Annotated in this window: 20 protein-coding genes and 1 riboswitch; of the genes, 9 read left to right on the forward strand and 11 right to left on the reverse strand. The window is 60.5% G+C overall.

What is annotated here, in order from left to right:
- Window position 1: 1 nt before the first annotated feature.
- Window positions 2–1,165, reverse strand: a complete 1,164-nt coding sequence (locus GOX01_RS09420) for an MlaE family ABC transporter permease (protein ID WP_011253640.1) — start codon at window positions 1,163–1,165, stop codon at window positions 2–4.
- A gap of 301 nt (window positions 1,166–1,466) precedes the next feature.
- On the opposite strand from GOX01_RS09420, the gene GOX01_RS09425 reads away from it, so the two are divergent.
- A complete protein-coding gene (locus GOX01_RS09425) occupies window positions 1,467–2,393 on the forward strand; it encodes a glycosyltransferase family 2 protein (RefSeq protein ID WP_011253641.1) in 927 nt (308 codons plus the stop codon).
- Window positions 2,394–2,485: 92 nt separating this feature from the next.
- Window positions 2,486–3,670, forward strand: a complete 1,185-nt coding sequence (locus tag GOX01_RS09430; protein ID WP_062269189.1) for a serine hydrolase domain-containing protein — start codon at window positions 2,486–2,488, stop codon at window positions 3,668–3,670.
- 20 nt (window positions 3,671–3,690) lie between these two features.
- On the opposite strand, the gene GOX01_RS09435 is transcribed toward GOX01_RS09430, so the two are convergent.
- The 4 genes from GOX01_RS09435 to GOX01_RS09450 all read right to left on the reverse strand — a co-directional run bounded on the left by GOX01_RS09435 (window position 3,691) and on the right by GOX01_RS09450 (window position 6,096).
- Window positions 3,691–4,320, reverse strand: a complete 630-nt coding sequence (locus GOX01_RS09435; RefSeq protein ID WP_011253643.1) for a hypothetical protein — start codon at window positions 4,318–4,320, stop codon at window positions 3,691–3,693.
- On the reverse strand, window positions 4,317–5,066 hold the full coding sequence (locus GOX01_RS09440; protein ID WP_011253644.1) for a hypothetical protein: 750 nt from the start codon (window positions 5,064–5,066) through the stop codon (window positions 4,317–4,319). Before GOX01_RS09440 ends, GOX01_RS09435 begins: the two co-directional genes overlap by 4 nt.
- Window positions 5,067–5,146: 80 nt before the next feature.
- On the reverse strand, window positions 5,147–5,647 hold the full coding sequence (locus tag GOX01_RS09445; protein WP_011253645.1) for a hypothetical protein: 501 nt from the start codon (window positions 5,645–5,647) through the stop codon (window positions 5,147–5,149).
- Window positions 5,648–5,760: 113 nt separating this feature from the next.
- Window positions 5,761–6,096, reverse strand: a complete 336-nt coding sequence (locus GOX01_RS09450; RefSeq protein ID WP_011253646.1) for a hypothetical protein — start codon at window positions 6,094–6,096, stop codon at window positions 5,761–5,763.
- 214 nt (window positions 6,097–6,310) lie between these two features.
- On the opposite strand from GOX01_RS09450, the gene GOX01_RS09455 reads away from it, so the two are divergent.
- From GOX01_RS09455 to GOX01_RS09465, 3 genes are all read left to right on the forward strand, one after another.
- Window positions 6,311–8,437: a M3 family metallopeptidase gene (locus GOX01_RS09455; protein ID WP_011253647.1), complete on the forward strand. Its 2,127-nt coding sequence runs from the start codon at window positions 6,311–6,313 to the stop codon at window positions 8,435–8,437.
- Window positions 8,438–8,499: 62 nt separating this feature from the next.
- Window positions 8,500–10,071 (forward strand): hypothetical protein, encoded by a 1,572-nt coding sequence (locus tag GOX01_RS13175; protein WP_011253648.1) that lies wholly within the window; start codon window positions 8,500–8,502, stop codon window positions 10,069–10,071.
- A 15-nt stretch (window positions 10,072–10,086) separates the two neighbouring features.
- The gene (locus GOX01_RS09465) at window positions 10,087–11,775 is read left to right on the forward strand and encodes a M28 family metallopeptidase (protein WP_011253649.1); all 1,689 of its coding nucleotides are present in this window, start codon (window positions 10,087–10,089) and stop codon (window positions 11,773–11,775) included.
- A gap of 21 nt (window positions 11,776–11,796) precedes the next feature.
- On the opposite strand, the gene GOX01_RS09470 is transcribed toward GOX01_RS09465, so the two are convergent.
- Window positions 11,797–12,708, reverse strand: coding sequence for a LysR family transcriptional regulator (locus tag GOX01_RS09470; protein WP_011253650.1), 912 nt, complete (start codon window positions 12,706–12,708; stop codon window positions 11,797–11,799).
- 105 nt (window positions 12,709–12,813) lie between these two features.
- Between GOX01_RS09470 and GOX01_RS09475 the strand changes: the two genes are divergently transcribed.
- A complete protein-coding gene (locus tag GOX01_RS09475) occupies window positions 12,814–13,629 on the forward strand; it encodes a DODA-type extradiol aromatic ring-opening family dioxygenase (protein ID WP_062269136.1) in 816 nt (271 codons plus the stop codon).
- 33 nt (window positions 13,630–13,662) lie between these two features.
- Entirely contained in the window at window positions 13,663–14,274 is a 612-nt protein-coding gene (locus GOX01_RS09480; protein WP_011253652.1) for a YceI family protein, read from the forward strand.
- A 61-nt stretch (window positions 14,275–14,335) separates the two neighbouring features.
- On the opposite strand, the gene GOX01_RS09485 is transcribed toward GOX01_RS09480, so the two are convergent.
- From GOX01_RS09485 to GOX01_RS09500, 4 genes are all read right to left on the reverse strand, one after another.
- Window positions 14,336–15,628 (reverse strand): MFS transporter, encoded by a 1,293-nt coding sequence (locus GOX01_RS09485; protein ID WP_024716957.1) that lies wholly within the window; start codon window positions 15,626–15,628, stop codon window positions 14,336–14,338.
- 130 nt (window positions 15,629–15,758) lie between these two features.
- Complete coding sequence (locus GOX01_RS09490; RefSeq protein WP_062269134.1) at window positions 15,759–17,687, reverse strand: hypothetical protein; 1,929 nt, start codon at window positions 17,685–17,687, stop codon at window positions 15,759–15,761.
- A 294-nt stretch (window positions 17,688–17,981) separates the two neighbouring features.
- Window positions 17,982–19,622 carry an ABC-F family ATP-binding cassette domain-containing protein gene (locus tag GOX01_RS09495; RefSeq protein ID WP_011253656.1) on the reverse strand — a complete coding sequence of 547 codons (1,641 nt, stop codon included), beginning with the start codon at window positions 19,620–19,622 and terminating at the stop codon, window positions 17,982–17,984.
- 108 nt (window positions 19,623–19,730) lie between these two features.
- Window positions 19,731–22,367 carry a M1 family metallopeptidase gene (locus tag GOX01_RS09500; protein WP_062269132.1) on the reverse strand — a complete coding sequence of 879 codons (2,637 nt, stop codon included), beginning with the start codon at window positions 22,365–22,367 and terminating at the stop codon, window positions 19,731–19,733.
- A gap of 156 nt (window positions 22,368–22,523) precedes the next feature.
- Window positions 22,524–22,602: riboswitch (Fluoride riboswitch) on the forward strand.
- A gap of 35 nt (window positions 22,603–22,637) precedes the next feature.
- On the opposite strand from GOX01_RS09500, the gene GOX01_RS09505 reads away from it, so the two are divergent.
- Window positions 22,638–23,978, forward strand: coding sequence for a voltage-gated chloride channel family protein (locus tag GOX01_RS09505; RefSeq protein ID WP_011253658.1), 1,341 nt, complete (start codon window positions 22,638–22,640; stop codon window positions 23,976–23,978).
- A 6-nt stretch (window positions 23,979–23,984) separates the two neighbouring features.
- On the opposite strand, the gene GOX01_RS09510 is transcribed toward GOX01_RS09505, so the two are convergent.
- Window positions 23,985–25,388, reverse strand: coding sequence for a superinfection immunity protein (locus tag GOX01_RS09510; RefSeq protein WP_165919967.1), 1,404 nt, complete (start codon window positions 25,386–25,388; stop codon window positions 23,985–23,987).
- A 193-nt stretch (window positions 25,389–25,581) separates the two neighbouring features.
- Here GOX01_RS09510 and GOX01_RS09515 point away from each other — a divergent pair, with 193 nt between their 5' ends.
- Entirely contained in the window at window positions 25,582–26,448 is an 867-nt protein-coding gene (locus tag GOX01_RS09515; protein WP_062268702.1) for a DNA/RNA non-specific endonuclease, read from the forward strand.
- Window positions 26,449–26,597: the final 149 nt, after the last annotated feature.

Below are 26,597 nucleotides of genomic sequence, written 5' to 3' on the forward strand. Positions count from 1 at the left end.
CTCAGATCCCCAGAACATCGGCGATGACGGCGAAGATCGCGTCGATCGCAATAACGCCCACGATCCCCACGACGACGGCGCGCGTGGCGGCAATGCCGACATCCGCGGCCGAGCGTCCGGCCTTCAGGCCGATCCGGCAGCTCGTCAGACCGATAAAGGCCCCGAAAACGAGGCTCTTGGTGAAACCGAAGATGAACTGGCCGATCCCGAACGCCGTGACCGTCTGATGGAAATATCCCGCCGCCGTGATGTCCAGCATCGAGATGGCCACGACGAAGCCGCCCAGCATGCCAATCAGGCACCCATACAGGTAGAGGAACGGCATCGTGATGATGAGGGAGAGGACGGCCGGCAGGATCAGATAGGTTGAGGTCGGAATGCCGAAGACGTTCAGGGCATCGATTTCTTCGTTGCCCTGCATGGTGGAAATCCGTGCGGCATAGGCGCCACCCGTCCGACCGGCCATGATGATGGCGGTCATGACGGCGGCCATCTCACGCACCATGGCGATGCCGACCAGACTGGCCACATAGATGCCGGCGGCGAATTTCTGAAGCTCGACGGCGCCCACGAAGGCCAGGATCGCGCCGATCAGAAAGTTGACGATCCCCACGATGAGCAGGGCGTACGGACCGGCATCGGCCGTATTGGCCAGCAGATCGACCATGCGCATCCGGCTGCGGCCAAGAAGCGTGAGGACGGCGCCCTTTGCCGTCAGCGCGCCCAGTTCGGAGACCACGCCGACTTCCGTCATCGATGCGATGGCGTGATTGCCGACTGTTTCCAGAAAAGGGGTGCGGGCCGTCTTGTGATGGACGGGTTCGTCGGGGACTTCGGGCAGCAGTTCGAGAAGCTGGCGCATCGGGCCGGGCAGCGTCTGCATGTCCAGACTGATGCCTGCGTCATGGGCAACGCGCTTGAGATCCCACAGGAACGCCACAAGCCCGGTATCCCAGACCTGGAGATCGGATGTCTGGAAAGACAGATGAGCGCCGGGCGCCTTTTTCAGTCCGTCTTTTGGAAAAACGGGAATATTGCCGGCCCGCGCCTGCCAGGTACCGCTCAGAACCATGACCGGCGCGGTCTGCTCGCCCTGCAGATGCCACTGCGGCGTTCTGTCTGCCGGCTGTGCGGCTGATGGCCCTGTCGTGGTCAGGTCTGTCATGGACTTTGCATTTCCGGTCCTGACATCCCCTGATGCTGCAAAAGAGCGGAAAGGCTGGCGGGAAGTGACACTTGAAGAAACAACTGGCTGGCGGTTACGGGCGAGACGGGGTGGAAATCCGATCGCCGTCCTGACGTGGCACCTTATCGGCTGCAGGCAAAAGATCAATGCTCATGAAAGGTTCTGACACGGATCGACTGTACCCGAAGAACGCTGTTCTTTTCGTGACGGGAGGGCTGACTGTTACGCGGATATTTCTGTTATGATCATTCTGTCACGATTTGGAACCTGAAAACCCTCTATGGCCAGCCAGCTTTCCCTGATTGTCCCGTTCTGGAACGAAGAAGCCGCCATCAGCCATTTCGTGCGGAGTATCCTGCCTGTCCTTGACGGGATTGCGGACACGGACTGGGAAATCGTCTGCGTCGATGACGGCAGCAGTGACGGCACGTTGCGGGAGCTGATCGGATTTTGCGAAACCGACCGGCGGTTCAGGGTGCTCGAACTGTCGCGCAATTTCGGCAAGGAAGCCGCGCTGACGGCCGGTCTCGATGCGGCGACGGGAGATGCGGTCATCATCATTGACGCCGATCTCCAGGACCCGCCTGAGATCATCCCGAAAATGGTGCAGGCCTGGCGCGATGGGGCAGAGGTCGTGCTGGGCAAACGGATCGACCGGTCCAGTGACAGTCTGCTCAAGCGCAAGACGGCGTCCTGGTTCTATGCGCTGCATAACCGGCTTGCCCATATCCGGATTCCGGGAAATGTGGGGGATTTCCGCCTGATGGACCGATGCGTGGTCGAGGCGCTCAAAAGGCTGCCCGAACGTCAGCGGTTCATGAAAGGCCTGTTCGCTTGGGTCGGCTTCCGGACGGTCAGCATCGATTACGTCCGTGCGCCCCGTGCGGCGGGCATGACAAAGTTTTCCGGCTATTCCCTGTGGAATTTCGCCCTGGAAGGCTTCACCAGCTTTTCCTCTGCGCCCATCCGGCTGTGGACCTATCTGGGAACAGCGGGCGCGCTGCTCTCCATGTTTTATGCGCTTTTCATCGTGTTGCGAACGATCGTCTGGGGCAATCCCGTTCCGGGTTATACATCCCTGTTCGTGGCGATCATTTTTTTCAGCAGTGTGCAGATCATCAGTATCGGCATGTTGGGGGAATATATCGGCCGTATCTACATGGAGACGAAGCAGCGCCCGATTTACGTGTTGCGCCGCACGTACTGACGGATCGAATGCGGTCAGGCATTCTGTTGCGTGATCGTAAAAAACCGCTACTCTTTTCCATAAAGGACCAGGGCAGAGGAGAGATACGGAACATGCCGGAGAGGCTCGCCACAAAAAGGTACGGTTTTCTGAAGCGGCGCCATGTCCTGCTCGGAGGGGCGGCGGCCTGTGTCAGTCAGATGGCCGCCTGCGCGCGTCCGGGTTCTTCGTTTGGCTCAGTGGACGTTCTTGTCCGGGATGCCATCAGAAGAGGTGAAGCTCCGGGCGCCGTGGTCGCGATCGGTCATGATGAAAAGATCGTGCACCGGTTCGTCTATGGAAAGCGGGCGCTTGCTCCGGTGTCCGAACCTCTGGACTGGGAGACGCGCTTTGACATGGCGTCCCTCACCAAGCCGACCATGACGGCGCTGGCGGTCATGCAGCTGGTCGAGCAGCAGAAGCTGCATCTGGATGACCGCGTCAGCCAGTATTTTCCGGAATTTGCATCCAATGGAAAGGGCGACATTTCGGTTCGTCTGCTCATGACCCATTATTCCGGCCTGCCGCCGGACATTCCCCTGAACGATCCCTGGACCGGGAAGGCCGAGGGCGTCAGACGGGCCATGACGTCTCCGCTCGCCAATCCACCGGGCGAGAAGTTTGTTTATAGTGACATCAATTACATCATGCTGGGGCTTCTGGTCGAAAAGCTGGGCAGCCTGCCGCTCGACCAGTATGCGCGGATCAATATTCTTGAACCGCTGGGCATGACGGAATCCGGCTATCTTCCGGCGACCGGTCTGCGTTCCCTCATTGCCCCGACCCAGTATGACGAGCAGGGCAACATGCTGCGCGGCGTGGTGCATGATCCGACGGCGCGGAGAATGGGGGGCGTGGCCGGCCACGCCGGGCTGTTTTCGGATGCGCGGGACATGACAATTTATGCGCAGGCCCTTCTGGATCGTCTGAAAGGACGTCCGAGCCGCTTCCCCCTGCGCCAAGAGACGCTCATCCTCATGACCACGCCGCAGCAGCCGGCAGGAAAAACGGAGCTTCGGGGACTGGGCTGGGATATCGACACCCATTATTCGTCCCCGAGGGGAGACGTGTTTTCCCACCGCTCCTTCGGACATACCGGCTTTACCGGTACGTCTCTCTGGATCGACCCGGACAGCGACAGCTATGTGCTGATCCTGACCAACCGGGTCCATCCTTCAGGGGGCCACAGTGTCGTGCGGCTGAGGCATGATATCGCCACGGCAGCGGGAAGGGCGCTCGGCCTTTCCGCGCCGGTCTAGGAGTTTTCCGCAGCTGCGTGTCAGGGAACGCGCCGGACACCGACGAAGGGGTGAACCGGATCCTTCGGACAGGATCCGGGATACAGGGCGATCAGCTCCAGAACATGCCGCGTCAGGGCATCGCGGCTGGTTCTGATCCTTTCCCCTTCCGCCTGACGCACGGTGTCGCTCTGTGACAGGAGATCACCGGCATAGCCGACTTCCCGCGCCATTTCCGCATCCGGCAGTGCGGAGAGCGGGACGAACTGGACCGGAAGATCAAGTGTTTGGGCTTTCGTGCGGTTCGCGTCCGCCTGAAGGCCGAAAACGGGCAGTGTGCCGGAACTGCTGACCGAAAAGCTGCCCGAGGACGTAAAGCTCCCCGATAGTGACAGCGTAACCGGCCCGGACATCATGGCGACAACCGGGTCCGGAGCATGCTGGCTGCATTGCAGGGCGCGGACGTTCCGGTCGAACCCAGTCTTCTGCTCCTCTGTCCAGTCCTGCACATGCGAGGTGCTGACCACCCCCGTTTTCGTCAGATCCATCTGGACGCCGGCAATGGCCTCACTGATCGTGACAGGGGACGGAGACCCCGCCGAACAGCCGCCGAGGAGGGCGAGTGCCAGCAGGCCCAGAGCAGAACGGCCGGAGGAAATCCTGCCGCTCATACGCCTCTCACTTCCGCCAGAAGGGCTTCGAAGGCTTCTCCGTTGGGCGATGTACCGGGAATGCCGATCCAGTTCTGGCGTGACAGCAGGCCATAGGCTTCATCGGCAATTTTCGTAAAGGTGTCCCACGGCATGAATGTCCGCGTGCCCCAGGTATTGAAGAAAAGCCCTTCAGGATTATAGCCCACGAGGGCGATGGCATGACCGCCCACCGGCGTGCGGTCGGAAATGGCGTTCCAGTCCCAGGTCGCGCCCAGTGGAAGATCCATGAAGCCCTGTGGCACCTGAACCCCTGCGAGAACGCCCCCAAGATAACAGATGCCGCGGCGGATCCCGTCGCAGTCCTGCGGATCGATCGTGCCGTAAGCCGTCAGGTAATCCAGGGTCTGTCCTGGACGGTGCAGACCCTGACGCAGCCAAAAGTTCAGCTCGTCCAGCAGGACCGTTCCGTTGTCCCGGGCCCCCGTCTGCGGATCAAACCCGGTCACGGCCCCGTAGTTGTTCAGCACCATATCCGTGGACAGCACGACCAGCCCCTGCGCGGCATGGGTCCATGTCGCCGTCAGGGCCGCATGGGCCGCGAACGCACAGCAGCCATACCGGTCGTTGCCCCACATCTGATAGGGCACCCCTTCGGACCAGTCCTTCTGCACGGGAACGGCGGGAAGGTGTGCGGCCAGCATGGGCGCCAGACGGTAGGTTCGCAGATCATGCTTGGGCGCACGTTTGCCAAGGCATCGGGACATGGGCAACTCCGGCAGGAACATAAAAGGGAGCGGTTCAGGCGAACCGCTCCTGTCTTCGGGACGAAAAAGCGGACGGAGGGTCAGACGCCCTGATAGATCCGGGCGCGGATCAGTTCCGGCGACTGCGTCGTGGCTGCGAAAGGGGCGGCCGTGAGGCCTGCGAGGGCTTCGACCAGCGGGATCATCGCGGACACCGTGCTCATGTAAGTGGCGGCGGAGGGCGAGTAGACCTTCACGATCGGCGTTGCGATGGCCAGCAGAGTCTGCAGATCGGTGCCAAGGCTCTTGGCCCAGTCCTTGCCGGTCGTAACCGTGATGGAACCGCTGGAGTTGGCCGCAACCTGTGCGGTCACGCTCTTGATCTGGGCGATCAGGTTGTCAAACGTCGCCTTGTCCGTGGCGGACAGATGACTTTCCAGATCCGGAATGCTCTCGATGGCCTGAACCGCATAGGCGATGGCAGCGGCGTCACTGCTCAGGGCCTGGGTGTTGAACGTGGTTGTGCTGCCAGTGGTGGTGCAGGCGCTCGTGGACGCGAGAAGAAGAGCGCCAAGGCTCAGGGCGATCAGACGGTTACGCATCAGTAAAAGCTCCAGAAATAAAAAAGCCGCCTCAGGAGGCGGCTATGGATCGTGAAAATGAAAATTGTCCCGGGCAGGCGTTCAGCCCGGCTGTGAAATGACCGATGTTGAAATCAGTTGACGCGACGGGGCGGCTCACCGGCCTTCGGATGTGTCGAGACCATATCCAGCCCCAGCTTTTCGGCGTCTTTCGCACGCGAGGAGCCAACCGGCACCATGATGGCTTTCGCCCCCGGCTGATAGGCGCTGGTATTCCAGCCTTTCGCCTGCGCGATCATGCTCACGATCCGGAACAGCGGCAGCAGCTTCGACGTGCTGGCCGGCGGCTTCCAGAAGCGCAGGGCCAGCGCGGCCGCGGCAATGAGAAATGTGATGATTGAAACAATATCGCCAGCGTATTTGGCGGGCAGATAGGGCAGGATTGTCTGGAACAGCGATGTCCAGTCCATTGTCATCTCCGGCTATGAAAAACCGCCCCGAAAAGGCGGGCGTGTCAACACACACTGCCGGTCTAGGGAGGAGTTTTCGCACGCACCAAGGAGAAAATGCCGTCAAGCGGCAATTGGCCGTTTCCGCACGCTTTCGGTAGCGCGATCAGCCGTTTGACGATCCTTCCTGAACACCATACGGTTCGGCATCATCACGAGTATTACAGGCGATTTCATGGCTTTCAATTTCAGGCTTGCCGCAGTTCTTGCGGTTTCGGCATTTTCCCTTTCCGTTGAGGCGCATGCCGCTTCTACGAACCCGTTCTTTTCGGCAAGCACGCTGCCCTATCAGGCCCCCCGTTTCGACCAGATCACGGACAGCGACTACGCTCCGGCCTTCGAGCGCGGAATGGCTGAGCATCTGCGCGAGATCAAGGCGATTGCCAACAACCGCGCAGCGCCGACGTTCGATAACACCATTGCCGCCATGGAACGCGCGGGCCAGACGCTCAACCGCGTGCAAATGACGTTCTATGGTGTCTACCAGGCCAACACCGATGATACGCTGGACAAGGTGCAGAGCCAGGAAGCGCCCCGGCTGACCGCCCATGAAGATGAAGTCTATCTGAACGCAAAGCTCTTCGCCCGCGTGAAGTCCCTTTATGACCGGCGCGAAAAGCTCAACCTGACGCCCGAACAGGCGCAGCTCCTCGACATCTATTACCAGCAGTTCGTCCATGCCGGCGCCCAGCTCTCGGCAGCGGACAAGACGAAGCTGCGTGCGATCAACACGCGCCTTTCCAATCTTGAAACCCAGTACGAACAGAAGCTGATTGCCAGCGCCAAGAACGGCGCCCTCATCGTGGACAGCAAAAAGGCGCTGGCCGGTCTGGATGACAACACGATCGCCTCGGCTGCCAAGGCCGCGCAGGAGCGCGGACTGACCGGGAAATGGGTCATCCCCCTTCAGAACACGACGCAGCAGCCGGCCCTCTCTTCCCTGACGGACCGCGAGACCCGTCAGGCCCTGTTCGAGCAGAGCTGGACCCGTGCCGAGAAGGGCGACGAGAACGACACCCGCGCCACGATCGCCGAACTGGCAGAACTCCGCGCGCAGAAGGCCGCGCTCTTCGGCTATCCGAATTTCGCCGCCTATACGTTGTACGATCAGATGGCCAAGACGCCGGAAGCTGCGGAAAACTTCATGCAGCAGCTCGTTCCGGCCACGGTTGCCGAACAGAAGCGGGAAGCCGAGGTTCTTCAGAAAGCCATCCGCAAGGACGGCGGGAAGTTCGATCTGAAGCCCTGGGACTGGAAGCATTATTCCGATCAGGTGCGTCGCGCGAAGTACAATCTCGATCAGGATGAAATCAAGCCGTATTTCGAGCTCAAAACGGTCCTGACAGATGGCGTGTTCTTTGCCGCCAACCAGCTTTACGGGATCACGTTCCAGCAGCGGACGGATATCCCCGTCTATCAGCCTGACGTCATGGTTTTTGAAGTCCACGACAAGGACGGCTCTCCGCTGGGCCTGATGTATTTCGATTACTTCAAGCGGGACAACAAGTCCGGCGGTGCGTGGATGTCCAATTTCGTCGGGCAGTCCAAGCTGCTTGGGACGAAGCCCGTCATCTACAACGTCGCCAACTTCACCAAGGCAGCCCCCGGCCAGCCGCAGCTGATCACGTCTGACGATGTGACGACCATGTTCCACGAATTCGGCCATGCCCTGCACGGGCTGTTCGCGGACCAGACCTATCCGTCGCTGTCTGGCACGAGTGTGGCGCGTGACTTCGTGGAGTTCCCCTCGCAGTTCAACGAGAACTGGGCGCTGGATCCGAAGGTGCTGTCGCATTACGCCCGGCACTACAAGACCGGCGCTCCGATGCCCAAGGCTCTGGTCGAGAAGATCCGCAAGGCCGCACATTTCAATCAGGGCTATGCGCTGGGCGAGATCGTGGCCGCAGCCGAGCTGGACATGAAATGGCACAGCCTGCCCGCGACGGCACCGCGGCAGGACGTGGACAAGTTTGAAAGCGATGCGCTGAACAGCACGGGGCTGGACGTCGCAGCCGTTCCGCCGCGTTATCGTTCCAGCTACTTCCTGCATATCTGGTCCAACGGATATTCCGCCGGCTATTACGCCTATCTGTGGACGGAAATGCTGGATCAGGACGTGTTCTCCTGGTTCCAGGAGCATGGTGGTCTGACACGTGAAAACGGACAGCGCTTCCGTGACATGATCCTCTCGAAGGGACACACCATGGATTACGGCCCGATGTTCCGCGCCTTCTACGGCCGCGACCCGGACATCACCCCGATGCTGGTGCATCGTGGGCTTGTTTCCGAACAGGGCAAATAATTACAAGCCGGGAGGAAAGACCTGATCTTTTCTCCCGGTCTTTAATCTTTCCGGACAAAAACATGCCGACACCCATGCGCAGAATGAGCTTCCTTCCTTTTTGCGGCCCATTCCTTGCGGTGCTTGCCGTGCTGTATTTCGGCCTGAAGACGTTCTTCGGCCTCGGAGCCCCATCTTTTGGCGATGAATCCGGCCATATCCTCGGCGGACTGGCCATCGTCAGGGGCGATATCCTGTATCGCGACTATATCGACGCGCACGGCCCGCTGATTTTTGCCCTGTCCTGGCTCGTCGGCCTGGTGACGGATTTCCGCCACGCCTATCTCATGCGGCTCATCCCGGTTGTCTGCACGATGGCCAGCGCCGTGGCCGTCTTCCTGTCCCCCGCGCTCAAGAAACCATCGGTTCGGTGCCTTGCGACTGCGGCATGGCTTGTCGCAATGGGTGTCCAGTGGACGATCCAGGCGTTCAACATGGACAGTTACTGGACCATCGGCGGTGATCTGCTCGCGGGCGCCATAACGCTGCTGGTTCTTCCGGTTCTGCTGGGAGAGGAGGTCGGTTGCTGGCAGGCGCGATGTGGTGGGGCCTGCATCGCTCTTCTGCCGCTTACGGCGTATTCCTTCGGTCCGACGGCCGTCCTGCTGGGGCTGGTCGTCATTGCCGTAAGACGTCCGGCCTACTGGAACGGGATTCTGCAGGTTCTGCTCGGCGCTGGTGCGGCACTCGCCCTCAGCGGCCTCTGGATGACGGTTTACGGCGATCTGGGCGGTATGATCGCCTATCACTTCGTCGCCAACCAGTTCTACTATGCTCCCTATATCGACGTGGGCCTTGGCACTCTGTTTCTCAGCCTTGTTCCATCCTTCCGGCCCGATACCACGATCCAGTCCCTGGCCGTCATCTGCTTCGTGATCGGCAGTCTTCTCGTTCTCGCAACATCCCGGCACAGACTGGCAGCCCTGCTGCTCATCGGCGGGGTGTTGATGATGCAGGTGCGCGGCGCGTTCGGGTTTCAGGACGGAACATTCATCATGGGCGCGCTCACCCTCTGCGTTCTGATGATGATGCGCGTGTTGCAGTCCTATGGCCGTGCGGCACACTGCATCGCGCTCGTCTTCTGTGCCCTCTATGTCATCGGGGTCCGGCACGCCGTCTCCTCACCGCATGGCATGACACGGCAGCAGTTGCGTCAGGCAGGCTTTCACCCGATCCGCGAAAACAGGGATGTCGGTTTCGTCAAAGCCATTCAGACCCATTCCCGCCCGGACGAACGCATTCTGGTCATTCCCTATAACCCGGATGTCTATATTTACGCGGGCCGCCTCTCCATGAAGAAATACCATGAATACCTGCCATGGGAGGCGGATTACGCGCATCACCCCTGGGGCGGCTATGAGCGTGACCTGTGCCATGACCTTCCGCAGGATCTTCCGCCCGTCATCTATTTTGATGATTACCATGTGTGGGGCAGGTGGGCGCCTGCGGATTTCATGCCCTGTGTCCTGAAAGTACTCGCACAGGATTATCAGCGCGATCCGGTTGAAAAGAGCGTCTATATCCGCCGTGATCGTGTGGACCCGGCGGCACTGAAAGACGCCGGTCCGATTTCTTCTTCCCAGAACCGTAACTGAAGATATGGTCTTGCCATGACACAGAAGACATTCCCCCGACGCAGCCTGTTTCTTGCCACTGTCCTGACAGCGGTTCTTCTCGCTCCGGTCACCGGTCATGCCGACCCGACAGCCGAGATCAGCCCGTCCCGCATGTCGGAGACGATGAAAATCCTGGCCTCCGACCGGTTCGAGGGCCGTGCTCCCGGAACGGAAGGGGAGAAGGTCACGGTTCCCTGGCTGATCGAGCAGTACAAGGCTCTGGGACTTGAGCCGGCTGGTGAAAATGGCGGATGGACGCAGACTGTCCCCATGATCCGCACCAGAACCGCCGCGAACGGTTCCATCACGGCCCGGACCAGCGGCAGGACGCTTCCCCTGATCCAGCTTCAGGACATCTATCTTTCGACGCTACTGCCGGAAGACCGGCTGCAGGTCAAAAATGCTCCGATGGTTTTCGTGGGCTATGGCGTGCATGCGCCGGAGCGTCACTGGGATGATTTCAAGGGCGTCGATCTGAAGGGTAAGGTCGCGGTTTTCCTCGTCAACGATCCCGATTTCGATGCGGCTCCCGGTGAACCCGTCGCTGGTCGCTTCGGCGGCAAGACAATGACGTATTACGGCCGCTGGACCTACAAATACGAGGAAGCAGCGCGTCGTGGTGCTGTCGCTGCCCTGATCGTGCACGACACGGCAGGCGCGTCCTATCCTTGGAGCACGGTCGTGGCACCGGGCGGGGAGGCCTATGACGTGGAACATGCTGCCACCGAAAGCCGCCCCGTTCCCGTGCAGGGCTGGCTTGAAGGCAAGGCCGCGGCCGCACTGTTTCAGCAGGCTGGTCTGGATCTTGAGGCCCTGCGCATCAAGGCCCGTTCCGAAAGCTTCCGTCCCGTCACGCTGAAGCACACGACGCTCTCAGCCGACCTGCCGGTCACGGTCGATCGGCTGCATAGCCAGAACGTTCTCGCCAAGATCACGGGCGCGAAATATCCGGACGAGACGGTCATGTTCGGTGCCCACTGGGATGCTTACGGCAAGAGCACCGACGCGCAGGGGAACACTGTCATCCGTCGTGGCGCGATCGACGATGGTTCGGGAATTGCTGCGCTGTTCGAAATCGCCCGGGCCTTCAAGGCCGGACCAAAGCCCGACCGTACCATCCGTTTCGCCGCCTGGACAGGCGAGGAGCGCGGTCTGCTGGGATCAGGCTGGTACGTCGCCCATCCGCTGGCTCCGCTGGACAAGACGGCTGCCAATCTGACGATGGACGTGCTCCAGATGGCTGGCCCTGCGCATAACGCCTTCATCATCGGGGCAGGGCAGGACACACTTCAGGAGCAGTTCGCAGCCGCTGTGGCTCTTCAGGGCCGCACCGCACAGCCGGAAGCCATGCCCGAGCGTGGCGCATTCTATCGCGCGGATCATCTCCCCTTCGCGCGTGCCGGGGTCCCGGTTCTTGCTGTCATGGACATGGCGGGCAAGTTCGATCTTCTGAAGGGCGGAACGGAAGCGGGTGGCAAATGGCTGACGGCCTACATGGCCTGCTACCATCAGGCCTGCGATGCCTGGAGCCCGGACTGGGATGTGCGGGGTGCCGCGCAGGACGTCTGGGCCGTGTGGAAAGTCGGGCATGACGTGGCGTTCTCCCATGACTGGCCACAATGGAAGGCTGGTTCGGAATTCGCCGCGATCCGCCAGAAGACCGCTCCGGCTACGGTTCAGTAAAGGACGCTTTTCCCGGTTTCGTCAGATCGTCCAGGGCGGAACCGGACCATAGCGTTCAACCAGAAAATCGATCATCGCCCGGATTTTGAGCGGGACATGAGGCGTCGGAGCATAGACAGCATGCAGTTCCGGCCCCGTCATGACGGGTACATCAAGCGGCAGCGGAACCAGCCGACCTGATTTCAGCTCATCCGAAACGATGAATGTCGGCTGATAGATGATGCCCTGTCCGGCCACGGCAGCCTCGCGCAGGATATCGCCGTTATTGGCATGCATGGGACCGCTCACCGGGACCGTGCGCTCGCCGTTCGGACCAAAGCTCCAGCGCGCGCTGCTGATCTCGTCACCGAGCGTATAGCCCAGACAGCGGTGGTTCGGCAGGTCGGCAACGCTGCGGGGCGTGCCATACTCTTCCAGATAGGACGGCGCCGCGCAGACCACGAAATCGACCTGTGCCAGCCGACGCGACCGCAACGCGCTCGATGGCATCCGCCCGATGCGCAGCGTCAGATCCCATCCTTCGGTAATCGGATCAATCCTCCGGTCATCCAGCCCCAGTTCGACCGTGACAAGGGGATGGCGTCGGCTGAACTCCGGCAGGATCGGTCCGACATGGCGGATGGCGAATGAGACTGGCGCATTCAGGCGCAGCAGCCCGCGCGGCTCCTGATTTTCCGCCGAGACTTCCTGTTCCATCTCTTCCAGATCCGTCAGGATTTTCTGACTGCGGATGAAAAAGAGACGCCCCGGTTCCGTGAGCGACAGCTTGCGCGTGCTGCGATGGAACAGCGAGATCCCCAGCCGGCTTTCCAGCGCAGCAATATGTTTCGTGACCATCGTCTGCGACAGACCCAGCGAGCGTGCGGCTCCTGAAAAGCTGCCCTGAGCCACGACCTTTGCAAAAACCTGCATGCCCGTGAAGCGATCAAGCATTCACCTCACACTCCTGGTGTCAGATCCTATCCCGGATCAGGGAATTATTCTTTTCGGGTGAGGGTGGCAAGATCAGTCCCATCGTACGGAACGGAGGCACTCACCATGACCCTGAACGATCAGGACACGACGCGGCAGCCCGTTCTTTTCCTGCCGCATGGAAGTGGCCCGTGCTTCTTCATGGAGTGGGGGACGACATGGGACCACATGGCTGCCTATCTCCGTTTTGTAGGGCCCTCCCTGGCACGTCGTCCGGATGCCATTGTGGTCATGTCCGGTCATTGGGAGACGTCGGATATGGTCGTCGGATCAGCGGCTCATCCGTCGCTGATCTACGATTATTACGGCTTTCCGCCTCACACCTATCAGCTTGAATATCCCGTACCCGGATCGCCGATCGTGGCAGGGAAAATCCGCGATCTCCTGCGTCACAGGGGTATGGCCTGTACGGAAAATGCCACGCGTGGACTGGATCACGGGGTCTTCATTCCATTCATGCTCGCATTTCCTGATGCGGATATCCCGGTTGTGGAGATTTCCCTGCCAGGGTCGCTGGATGCCGCAGGCGTCCTGCAACTCGGGGAAATGCTGGCGCCTCTGCGGGATGAAAACATCCTGATCGTGGGCACGGGCATGACTTACCACAACATGCGCCATCTAATGCGACCCGATGCCGTGTCGGATGCACAATCCGTCGCGTTCGACACCTGGCTTCCGCAGGCGGTCGAGGCTCCGCCTGCTCGTCGCACACAGAGCCTGCTGGACTGGGAGCACGCCCCGTTTGCGCGGGAGTGCCACCCTCAGCCGGAACATCTCCTGCCGTTGATGTTCGCCGCCGGAGCCGCGGGAACCGATGCAGGTCATCGCGATTACAACGATATCGTCATGGGGAAGGCCCTGTCCGGCTTCCGGTTTGGCTGACTTCTTCACTTCATCAAGAAAGATCATGACATCATGAAAACACGTTTCCTCAAGGGCGCAGGCGCAGCGTTCGCTCTCACACTCCTGTCTTCCACGGCTTATGCCGCCAACCCTGCGGATGTGCAGTCCGGCGCCTATACGGTCGAGACCAGCCATACGCAGATCGGCTTCTCCGTGCTGCATTTCGGCTTCACCTATTATTCCGGCCAGATCTCCGGTGTCACCGGCGCGCTTCAGCTTGATACGGCCCACCCCGAGGCCTCGCACCTGAACGTGACCATCCCGGTTTCGAGCATTTCAACCACCAGCACGGTTCTGACCAGCGAACTCAAGAACGGTGAATGGTTTGATGTCGCAAAATATCCGGATGCGACCTTCGTCTCGACGCAGGTTCGTCGCACGGGCACGGATGAGGCCCTGGTGACCGGCAACCTGACGCTGCATGGCGTCACGCACCCGGAAGTCCTGCACGTCCATTTCGTGGGCGCAGGCGTCAACCCGATGGACAAGGCCTATACGGTCGGTTTTCAGGCCGAAGCGACGATCCATCGCAGCGATTTCGGCGTGAAGAAATATGTCCCCTATGTCGGCGATGACGTGACGCTGACGATTGCCGGGGCGTTTGAGAAGACTGCCGCGAAATAACGCGCATAAAAAAACGGCCCACGAAAGTGGGCCGTTTCCTTTTTCGGACTGTCCGGAAAAATCAGGACGTCTTGCGGACTTTCCATCCGGTTTCCTTGAGCAGGAAGCCGAGCAGAATGGCAATTCCGATACCGATGACCAGCGGCAGGAAAGCCGTATGGAACTGTTCCATCGTCTCCGGCGCGTCCTTGCCCATCAGGGCGGAAACGAGCGGCGACATGATGCCGGTCGTGCCGAACACGAGGAAATTCATGACGCCAGCGGCTGTTCCCTTGACCTCGGGCGGATTGACTTCCTTCATCGAGGAGAACGGGATCATAGCCGCCCCGGACGCAATGCCCATGATCAGCGCCACGGAGTAGTGCGGCATAACGCCGACCGGCACGTAAAGTGCGCAGAGCGACGCTGCCAGAAGCACCAGTGCGCCACCGATCATGACAGGCTTGCGACGGCCGATCTTGTCGGAAATCCAGCCCAGAAGCGGGCAGCCGATGACCCAGCCGATGGGGACCATCGACACATCCGTGGCCGCAAAGCCCATCGTCGTGTGTTCGCCCTTGCTCAGCATCAGCGCACCCCAGCCCAGAGCACCGATCGTGGTCGGCACGAAGAGCAGGCCACCGGCAAGACCGGCAATCCAGCTCTGCGGGTTGGAGAAGATGATCTTGAAGGGACGTAGCAGGTTGGCCATGGAAAAATCGCCATGGTGCTGGGCGCTGTCACCCGTATCGCGTGGCATGACGAAAAAGACCGCCACAGCCAGCAGGAGCCCGATAACACCAAAGCCCAGCCAGACCGACTGCCAGGGGATATGGAACGACCCATGCGGATCGATCAGGATGCGCGTCGGCTTGGAGCCGAAGGCGGCACCAGCCATACCCATGCACTGCGTCAGACCGACGAAAAGCGCCAGCGTCCGGGCCGGAAGATAGCGTGCGGCAACATAGGACGCGCCGACGAAGGCACAGATCGCACCAATACCCTGGATGATGTAACCGCCGATACCCGCAACCAGGCTGCCCTGGCCGAAGATCAGACAGCCCACGCCCGTGATGGCAATGAACATCGGCATGATGGCATGGGCGCCGTAGCGGTCCAGCAGCACGCCCACGGCAAGGGCCATCAGCGCGTAGACGATGTAATAGGACGCAATCATCAGGCCGAGATGACTGTTGCCCCAGGCGTGCGTCAGCTCATCCTGCATGATGCCGGGAGCGGAACGGATGGCATACTGATAGAAGTAGAACAGCGCGCACAGGAACCACGACAGCACATAAAGCGGCTGAAGTTTCTGCGGTTGCGTCGGGGACGGATTCAGGGGCTTGGGCGGCGCCTGAGTTGTTGTGCCAGACATGAAATTCTCCAGAGTGTCATGGCTGGCCTGTCAGACCGGAAACCATGACTGTGAGGGCGCGAAAGTCTTGAAAAAAGCGTGTTTGCCGGTTGGAATGATTTGTCAAGTAATGTGAATATTTCACCAGATGTTATTGCTGGAAGGGGTAATAACGGAAGGTCACATACACCGTATGTCCGTAAGTCGTGGGATCGACGGCATGATCCGCGCCGTCATTGCCCTTGAAGGCGAACTTCCGGATATAGGTGTACTGAAGCCCGCCCATGACACTGCCGTAATGGCCGTCCAGGAAGTGCCACCAGCCGCCGGTCGTCAGGGAGGCCAGCGTTCTCGTCTGGGCGGAGCACGTTCCGAATTCGTATTCACAGCCGGAGAGGTTCAGGTCCGTCGCGCCATAACCATGCTGGATGCCGTCGGCGCCCAGATAGGTACGGCGTCCCGCGCTCTCCACACCGCCATAGGTGTAAAGCAGCACGGACCGTGCCGGATGTCCGACCAGCCCGAGCGAACCCATGATTTCCGGGATCGGAGTGGGATTGCCGTTGCTATCGAAGGTCGTATCGGGAATGAGGCTGGGCCCGTAACGTCCGACACCCTGACCGGCGAGCACGTTTCCGGTCAGCTGAAGCTTGTCCGTCCCGAGCGGCACGGTCATACCAGCGCCCACGCCACCGCCGAACTGCGTGCTTTTGTGGGTATGGTTCTCGCCAGCCGGCTGAACCAGTCCACGGAACCAGCGGGCAAGGCCAAAGACCTCATAATGCCCGAAGGACGTATCAACCGCCGTTTTCAGGACGATGTCGGGGGCCGGATTGTAGCTGTACTGCGTGTTCGGGTTCAGCAGGACGCCACCGCTATTGGCGTAATAGACCCGCGGCCCGGCCAGATGGCCGTAGCTGGCCGGGAGGGTCCCGCCGGAGCTGAGCGTATCGGAGAAACCGACCGTCGCCTGGGGATCCTCGATCGACAGCGCGATCCAGTATTTCTTGTTCCAGTCCTTGGCGATGCGGATCTGCGGGACACGCGTAAAGGTAATGCCCGGGATCTGGTTGTTATCCGTCACGGCCGGGAGCTGTTCCTGACGGGGAATGACGCCCTTGGCGTAATTGGTCGTCAGGCTCCAGGCCTGGCCCATGAGGACATGCAGCCCCCAGTCCTTCTGCGTGAACGTGAAATATCCCTGCCGCAGACGGGGGGTATAACCGTTGATCTGCACACTGTTGGTCGTCCCGCCAGACCCGCCGAAATCGCTCTCAACATAAGCCTGAAGACGCACGGACTTGGTCGGATTGGCTTCCAGAAGCGTGGAGAAACGCGAAAGCTGTGCGGAAAACCGTTCCTCGCTCAGCCCGTGATTGGGACTGTTGGCATACGGGAAATTGTTCCACGCCGTCGCAGGGCCACTGGTCATGTTCGAACTTCTCCAGATGTTGGAGAAATCGATGAACCCGCCCAGCCTGACCGTCAGATTGCCAATCTGGAAGACCGGCGGAAGATGATCCACTTCCGTCTGGGTAATGGCGAGCGGACTGGACGATGTCAGGTCGATGGATGTCCGATGCGCTTCGTTGTGCTGGTTGCCCAGCCACTGGAACAGCGGCGGCGGTGTCTGGTGGGCCGGTGTAACGATCGGGGTTGAGGGGACCGTTGCGGATCCTGCCGTGACGCTGTCCGGGGCGAAGCCTGCTGTTGAAACCGGCATGATCCCGCTGCTGGGGCGGGGAATGCTGCTGGCCGGAGAGGATGGCGATGTTGCCGCGCGGGCGGTTTCGATTTTGGGGGTCTCGCCCTTTATCGGAAGCCTGCGCGCGACGGAGGTTTTCGGGGTATTCGGACGGGCCGCATGGGAGGGCGATCCTGCATGGCGGCGTTGCTCGATGGCCTGAAGACGGCCTTCGAGCATGCGCATCTCCGCCTTGATTGCGGCCAGTTCCTGGTCATCGGCGCTCTGGGCAAAGGCAGGAAGGGGGGAGCCAATGAAGAAGACAGCACCCAGGAGCAGTCTGTACCGTCTGGGCAGGTAATTTCCCGTGATCTTCAGGCCACCGAGAGGAGACACACTTTTCCCTTCCTAAAATCCGTCCAAGGAATTCCATCAGTTACCCGACCGCCATGCCGATGGGAACTGCCCGTCAGGAGAGACTTACGCGTTCACGGAAGTTTGAAAATTGATATATCTCAAAAATAACGAAAATTACACATTATTTATGGATCAGAATAACAACTTACCACGCTTCATGGAAGTATATTCTCTATCCTGGCGTGGGTATTTGACGATTTTCATATTGGAGACAGGATACCGAGGAGGGGTTATTAAAATACAGCCCTCCTCAATAATGATTCCTGTATTTTCTTATTTAGTCTTCTTTTTCTTGCCCTTGGAGCGCTTTTCCTTTGCGGCGCTCTGGGACGGGGCGGATGTTCCACCTTTGGCACGCTCGATGACGAACCTGGCGTAATCATCCATATCGCCATCGAAGGGGACGATCTGGTTGTCCGCGGCCAGCCAGAGCCGGTCCGCGACCAGTTCCATGAGCGAGCGGTCATGGGTGATGAGGATGACCGCGCCTTCGTAACTGTTCAGGGCGTCCAGCAGGGCGCGGCGGCTGTCAATGTCCAGATGGTTGGTCGGCTCATCGAGGATCAGCAGATGCGGGGCGGCCATGGCGATCATATTCAGCAGCAGGCGCGCGCGCTCACCACCCGAGAGCGCCTCGACCTTGGTGCCCTGCTTTTCGAAATGAATGCCGAACTGCGCCAGACGGGAGCGATGGGACTGATCGCTGTCCGTCGGCCGGGCCTCGCGCATGATATCGAGCGGGGTCTGTTCGGGATCGAGTGCCTCGATCTGGTGCTGGTGGAACCAGCCGACCTCTATGCGGGGGGAGCGCGAGACCTCTCCGGAGCGGACTTCGAGAGCGCCGGCGATCATTTTGGCAAAAGTGGACTTGCCGGCACCGTTGACGCCAAGCAGGCCGATACGGTCGTCCACATCCAGCCTGAGGTTCAGATCGCGCAGGATGGCGGGATCATCGCCATAGCCGACTTCCACATTTTCCAGCCGGATCAGCGGCGGTGCCAGCGGGCGGGCGGGCGAGGGAAGCAGGAACGGCGAGACCGAAGCCTCGATTGTGGTTTCGATCGGCGTCAGCTTGGCGAGGCGCTTGACGCGGCTCTGGGCCTGGGCGGCTTTGGCGGCCGAGGCCTTGAAGCGATCCACGAAGGACTGGAGATGCGCGCGCTCTGCTTCCTGTTTGGCGCGGGTGGCGCTTTGCAGACGGATTTTCTCCGCGCGCTGGCGCTCGAAATCGTCGTAACCGCCGGTGTAAAGTTCCAGCTTGCCTTCCGTGACATGCAGCGTGAAATCGACGGAATTGTTCAGCAGTTCGCGGTCATGGCTGATGATGAGCGCGGAATGCGGATAGCGGGCGAGGCGCGCTTCCAGCCACAGGGCGCCTTCGAGATCGAGATAGTTTGTCGGCTCATCGAGCAGCAGCAGGTCAGGCTCTGCAAACAGCGCGGCAGCGAGTGCCACACGCATGCGCCAGCCGCCGGAAAACTCGGCCATCGGGCGATCGAGATCGGCGGTGGAGAAGCCCAGACCGTTGAGAATTTCCGCCGCGCGGGAAGGGGCGCTGTCGGCGTCGATTTCGATCAGGCGCATCCAGATATCGCCCATACGCTCCGGATCGGCGGTTTCCAGCTCGGCCATGAGGGCCGCGCGTTCCGTGTCGGCCGCGAGGATCGTGTCGATCAGGCTGATGGGGGTGGCGGGGTGTTCCTGATCCACGGTCGCCACGCGAGCGGCGCGGGGGATAACGATCTCACCGGAATCCGGCTGAAGCTCGCCCTTGATCAGTTTGAAAAGTGTGGATTTCCCGACGCCATTCCGGCCGACCAGAGACACCTTGGACGGGTTGGGCAGGTTGGCGCTTGCACGATTGAAGAACTGTCGTCCCCAGGCGTTGAAGACAAGGTTTTCGATCTGAAGCATGGGGCAGGATGGTCCGGTGGCGGTAAAACGGGAGCGCCATCCCTATAACAGTTTGACCGCCCCGGACAGGGACGAGGCGGATCTTTTCCGCCTCGCCCGGGTGTTGTGTCAGTGGGTGCGAGCGGCAAGCCAGTCGTGGATCTGGCTCTGGGTCGCCTGAACCGCTTCCTGACGGGCAGCAACGGTGTTGAGGGCATGGGCCGTGGCAATCTTGGCTCCGGTCGTCTTGCTGGAAGACGGATCCTTCTGAAGCTCGGCCAGGATGTCCGGATTGTTGGAATGTCCTGCGATGGCCGGCAGGAACCCGTCCTGTGACCAGGGGGCCAGATGCGTGCGGATCTCGGCCTCGTGCTGGCGGACCAGCTTCCAGACGAGGTCCGGATTTTCGCTGGCAGAGGCGATCTGTGACAGTGCCATAGAAATACGGCCGTTCGGAATGGCGCCGCTATAGGCCAGTTCCACGTTGCGACGGATCAGGTCCGGGTCGGAGGCGTTGGCGAGGGCCTGGAACAGGCGGAGCTTGAGTTCGGTCGCCTGTGTGTCACGGACTTTCTTGGCCATGATTTCGTAGGTTGCGGCGTCGGTATGCTTCATCGCAAGGGCCGAGACCGTACCGACCAGATCAGGACGCAGGGAGGCCGGGTTCTTCAGCCAGATTGCGAAACGGCGCTTGGCCTCGGCAAGCACGGCCGGGTCATTGAAGGTGCCAAGCGCCGAGATGACGGACGGGCGCAGCATTGTGTCCAGTACGCTTTCATGCGGCTTCTGGTCCCAGCCGAGACGCTTCAGGACCGGGGCAAGGCGGCTGCGGGCATAGGCCTGGAATGCAGGGCGGTCCGGGCTGCCGATTTCGTAGAAATCGAGCGTTTCCAGCTTGCCGATGATTTCCTCAAGCGTGGCGATATCGGTCTCATGCTCGGCTGTCAGCCGGTCCACGAGGTCGAAATAGGAGGACAGCGCGCCATGCCCGGCCCGGAACTGCGCGAACTGGTCGCCAAGGATGTTGGCGCGGTCCACGGGAGCAAATTTGGAAATCGATGCGGCGATCGGGGCGAAGGCCACGTCGTCGTAATGCACGCGGTAATACCCGCTCTCGCCCAGATCGAGCTTGAGAGGCGCATTGCAGCGGGGTAGGGTAAAGGTGGCGGGTTCCGCACCAAGCACCAGCTTGCGCGTCTCAAGGCCGGGGCCGCCTGCGACAACCGGAATGTTCCAGGTCAGGGCCTTCGCATTCGGGTCGTGGATCGTAAAGCGGCTCTGCGTCAGGGTGTAGGTCGTCTGGCCGTTCCTGCAGACTGCCGCGACATTGACCTGCGGAATCCCGGGCTGTTCGGTGAAGCTGCGGGCAACCTTGCCGACATCCTGTCCCGATGTGCCGGAGAGCGCGTTCCACAGGTCCTGACTGGTCGCGTTGCCGAAGGCATGGGCCTTCATATAGGCGCGCATCCCGTCGCGGAAATGGTCTTCGCCAAGCCAGCCTTCCATCATGCGGATGACCAGTTCGCCCTTGCCGTAGCTGATGTCGTCAAACGCGGAGTTGGCTTCGCTGACATTGTGGATGACCTGCTGGATCGGATGGGTCGTGGACAGGGCGTCCGTTGCCATCGTGGCTTCGCGGGTCTCGTGCTGACGCGGCCAGATGTCCCAGTCCGGGTTCATCTTGTCCGTCGCCTTGATCTCCATCCAGGAGGCAAAGCCTTCGTTCAGCCAGATATTGTCCCACCAGCCCATGGTTACCAGATCGCCGGACCACTGATGCGCCATTTCATGCGCAACGACTTCATAGATCAGTTCGCGGGTGCGTGGCGTGCTGTTCTTCGGATCGAACAGCAGGACGTTATCGATATAGGTCAGCGCGCCCCAGTTCTCCATCGCGCCGGCCTGATAGTTGCCGGGGATGGCCAGCATGTCCATTTTCGGCAATGGATATTTGATGCCGAAATAGTCGTTGTAATAGGGCAGGATCTTCTCGGCAGCGCTCAGTGCGTAAGTGCCCTGGCTTTCAAGGCCGCTCGGTGCGAAGACGCGGATGGGGGTGCCGTCCGCCTTGCCGTCCACGGAGGCCATGTCGCCGGCTACCAGTGCGAGCAGGTAGCTCGACATGCGGGGCGTCGGGCTGAAAGAGACGCGCTTCGTCTTGGCGTCCTGCTGCGTCGTGCCGATGATCGGCATGTTGCTGACAGCCGCGTATTCGAACGGCAGCGTGACGTTCAGCTGGTAGGTTGCCTTGAAGGCGGGTTCGTCCCAGCCCGGGAACATCCGGCGTGCGTCCGCAACCTCGAACTGCGTGACGAGCATCCGCTTCGGCTTGCCTGCCGGGTCGGTGTAGTCGTCAATATAGATGCCGTTCGGCGTTTTCAGGATCGGGCCGGAATACTTGATCGCCAGCGTGTGGACGCCGGCCGGAACGGGTGCCGGAAAATGCAGGGTGACGGTTTCGGCGGCATCATCCTGACGGATCTCGGCTTTCTGCGAGTTGTCCAGAAGGGCGCTGGCCAGTTTGAGGCCTGCCTGATTGAGCGTGACGTCGGCGGTCGGGCTCTTAACCTCGACGCGGACGATTTCATCGCCCTGAAGCGTCAGATGCTCCATGTCGGTCGTCAGATCAATGATGTAGTCCGTCGGCACGACGGTCTTGGGAAGCTGACCCGGTGTCGTGGCGAAGGAAAACGTGCCTTCAGCATGGGCGGGGAGCGCAAGGGGCAGGCCTGCAAGCAGCGTTGTGAGAACCAGAAGACGGCGCATGAAACGCAGTTCCTTGAAACGGTTGAATGATGAGAAATGGAACGGACCGTTCGTTTTTGTTACGCAGACGATGGCATAGCGTGGTCATGCGGAAAAGTGTCTCTCCCTAAAAACCTTGTCATCTCTTGACAGGTTGGGGCCTTCACGGCTTTTCATGAGGCAGAAGGCAATGGATTCTGCCTGACCGTTCCCGGTCGAACCGCTTCATCCGGAAGCTGATGATTCCTGTCCCTCGTCCCCTTTGGACAAGACAGGAGAACTGCGTCCGTTATGAGTGAACTTCAGAATCAGCCCCGTTTTCCCGGTATTTTCAGCCTTATGCGTCTGAGCGCGGTGCTTGTTGTGCTGTCGGTCTGTATCGGGAGTGCCTGTGCCCTGTTCCTGTGGCTTCTGGAACGCGCCACTTCGCTGCGGATCGAGCATCCGGTGCTGCTGTTCGGGCTTCCGTTGGCGGGTGTGGCGGTCGGTCTGTGTTACTTCTGGTTCGGCCGCGACGTTGAGGCCGGGGCGAACCTGATCGTGGATGAAATCCATGAACCGGGCGCGGGCGTTCAACTGCGGATGGCGCCGTTCGTGCTGATTGCCACGGTAGTGAGCCATCTGTTCGGCGCTTCCGTGGGACGGGAAGGGACCGCGATCCAGGTCGGAGGAAGTCTGGCGAGTGCCACGGCCAGACTGTTCAGGCTGCGGGCGCCGGAAACCTGTGTTCTGCTGACATGCGGCATTGCAGCGGGATTTGGTGCCGTTTTCGGGACACCCATCGCTGGCGCCGTGTTCGCCCTTGAAGTCCTGACGCTCGGGCGGCTGGACTACCGTTTTCTTCTTCCCGCCGCGATGTCATCGATCATTGCGGACTGGGCCTGCCGCGCCTGGGGCATCCATCATGCGTCCTATCCGCTGGTGTTTCAGGGGACGCTGAATTCTGATGGCTCCCTCTCGCATGTGGACATCATGCTTGTGGTGCGCGTTGCCATCGCCGCGCTGGCATTCGGGCTGCTGAGCCGGGTGTTCGCCGAGAGCGTGCACCTTCTGGCGGCGTTCATGAAAAAGCTCTGCAAGACACCGTGGCTGCGTCCGGCGATCGGCGGCATTCTGACCATTCTTCTGGTGATGATCGTCGGAAACCGGGATTATCTGGGGCTGGGCGTTCTGCCTGCTGAGCCGGGTGGGGCGTCGATCGTCAGTTTCTTCGGGCCGACGATTTATCCGTGGTCCTGGTTCTGGAAGCTGGTTTTCACGGTCACGGTTCTGGCAACCGGGTTCAAAGGCGGTGAAGTCACGCCACTCTTCTTTCTGGGAGCCGCGTCGGGGAACATTCTCGCCTTCCTGCTGCATGTTCCGGTGGATCTTCTGGCGGCTGTCGGGTTCGTGTCGGTCTTTGCCGGAGCGGCAAACACGCCGCTGGCTTGTACGCTGATGGGTGTCGAACTCTTCGGGGCCGGGGATATCGTCTATTTCGCGACCGGATGTTTCGTGGCCTATGCCTGTTCGGGCCATACCGGCATTTATCTGTCCCAGCGGATCGGGACACCCAAGAGCGCGTCCTGGAACCGGGTCTGCGGCATGACATTGCGCGAGGCGCGGATGCCGCAGATCCCTGCTAGGGACTGACGAACCTTACCGTGTCCGGCTGGGTTCGTTGAGCGCCATGATCAGCGCCGCAACCCACCCGATGATGGTCCAGCCCAGAAGTACGGTTATCATCGCGATCCGGTGCTGACGGATCGTATTGCGGCGGTAGGCGATCAGGACCGGAACAAGATAGAGCGCCAGTCCCAGCGCGCCGAGAACCGCGAACATGCCCCTGGATTTTGCGGGAACAGCCGAAGCGGAGAGGGCCTGGTTCCTTTCGGGTGGTTGGGCTGCGGCGGATGAGGGCGGGTTCGGGGCCTCGTGCGGCGTGGCCGCGGGTGGAACGGGCGGGGGCACCGAAGCGGCCTCATGACTGTCCGTCACGGAGGCTACCTGCTCGGGCGTGATGTATCCCGCGCGGACGAGGAAAAGGGACAGGGCCTGCGGGAAGGGGAGCAGTTCTTTTTCTTTGGCGGAACAGGCATGGCCGTTCTGCTTTTCAGCGGGCGGTTTGAGATCGCATGCCGAGAGGCCGAAGCCGGACTCTTTCGTGGACTGTGCATGGGCCAGCATGTCGCGCCAGCCTTCCGCGAACCGGCCCATATTGGCCATGGTCGCGACTTCATAGGCGAGGAATCCATTGGGCTCGAAACGTCCGGACTTGATCCAGTTGCGCCGCCTATCCGCCAGATCCTTCGCAAGATAGTCCTGATAGGCCGGATCGCGCGTGACGTTTTCAAGGACGCCATCGTGGTAGCGTGCGATGACGACAGGGGCTTCGGACCCGGCATGCGATGCGAAGGCATAGAGGAACGACTGATCGGATGTCAGGATTTCCTGTTGCCCATTTCCGGCGATATCCACGACGTCCGGTTCCCCGTCGCCGTCCATCGCTCCAAGTTCGAGATGCTGCCAGCTTCTGCCGGAGCTTCCATCGGGGCGCAGATCGAATATGGATGTGAGCGAGCAGCAATGGGCGCCCCCTGTATAGGCGGAGACCATGACCTGCGGGAAAGGCGATGACGCGTCCAGATGCCGTAGAGACATCTTCAGCTGCGCCATGCCGTCATCCTCGGTGCCGTAAGGCGTCAGGGGGAATGAGGCAGGGCGGGAGTGTGTGTTGCCGGGCTGGCTGAGTGTCAGGAAGGCCATGCTGCACGGAGAAGCCGGGCTGGTATCGGCGTCGGCCCAGACGACGGGCACGTTACAGTGCGAGGTCCGACGGACGTCCAGAGTGGCAACAACACCCTGTGCGGACAGGGCGGCGTGGGTGCTGGTTCCCATTTCCGCCTGGGCAATCGGTGCGAGCGGATGGAGTGTGGCAGACTGCGCCGGAACGCCTGTGGCAAGGAGTGCCGGAAGCATGATGCCGATCAGGGCGTTCATCTTGAGAATGGTCTGTCTCCGCTTTCCTGTCATGCGGGCTCTGTGCTCCGCAGCATCAGGCATATCCCGACTTTCCTCTGTAACGCCAATGGAGGATGCGGAGTTTTCATCTCCTGTAAGGAGAAGCATCCCGGAAAGGGGGATGGCTTCTGAAGAAAGAAATTGGAAAATCAATCGGTTGTGCGGGGTTCCCTGATCCACTAACACCGGGGCAGTCCCGGAATGGATACTGCGGAACCGGGTATGCGAGGTATTATTGAATTTCCTGTCGTATCTTCCGATCTGTGCTCTTCTTGTCGTGCTTCCGGCGCAGGCTGCGTCCTGTCCGGATATGTTCGCTGATGGTGTTGCACCCCAGGTGCTGAATGAAACGCTCCGGATCGGGACGGTTCAGCTGTGTAATGCGGATTATGCGGTGCTTGCTTCGGAAAGCACGAAGGGACCGCTATGGTCGGCCGAGGATCTGACGGAAGAAAATCTGGAAATCGCGGACCGCACGCGCCGGCAGGGGAGTTTTTACCCTGATGAGCGTCTTCCTGTAAGCATGCGGGCAGCCCTCGAGGACTACACGTCTTCGGGTTTCGATCGCGGGCACATGACACCCAGCGGAGACGAGCCCGGTGTGCAGGCACAGCAGCAGTCCTTCCTGCTGTCGAACATCGTCCCGCAGACTGCGGAGCTGAACCGGGGGCCATGGGAAGGGGTGGAGAGCGCTGTTCGGGGATGGGCCCGGCAGGAAGGGGAAATCTTTGTCGTGACCGGACCGGGTTACGATCCGGATCAGACCCGGACGATCGGGGCGGGGCGTATTCCGGTGCCTGCCGTGACCTGGAAAGCGATCTATGATCCGGCGGCTAACGGGATGGGGGCGTATGTGTGTCTGAACACGCGCCGTCCGACCTGCCGGATTACGAGTGTTGCGCTTCTGACCGAGCTGGTGGGGATCGATCCGTTTCCCGCACTTCCGGCATCGCTGAAGGATCACGTCAGTGCCATGCCGCCGATCAGGGAAACGCCGGAAGCCCTTTCGAGACAGCCGCGCTCGCGGGAACTGCTGCAGGAATGGGGATCGAAAGCGGCCCAGAAGGCTCTCAAGGCCCTTCTGAAAGCGCTCGTGCAGTAGACGCTGTGTGCGGGAGTGCAGACAGGGCGCGGCATGTTCGTATACTTTTGTTTCTCAAGTCACGAGTATGAATGTTTTATGAAAACCAAAAACGTCATAACTAAAAATTCCTGAAATGGACTAGGTGTTTGGTCCCGGGGTTTGATGGA

The organism is Gluconobacter oxydans (assembly GCF_006539685.1).
GTDB lineage: Bacteria > Pseudomonadota > Alphaproteobacteria > Acetobacterales > Acetobacteraceae > Gluconobacter > Gluconobacter oxydans.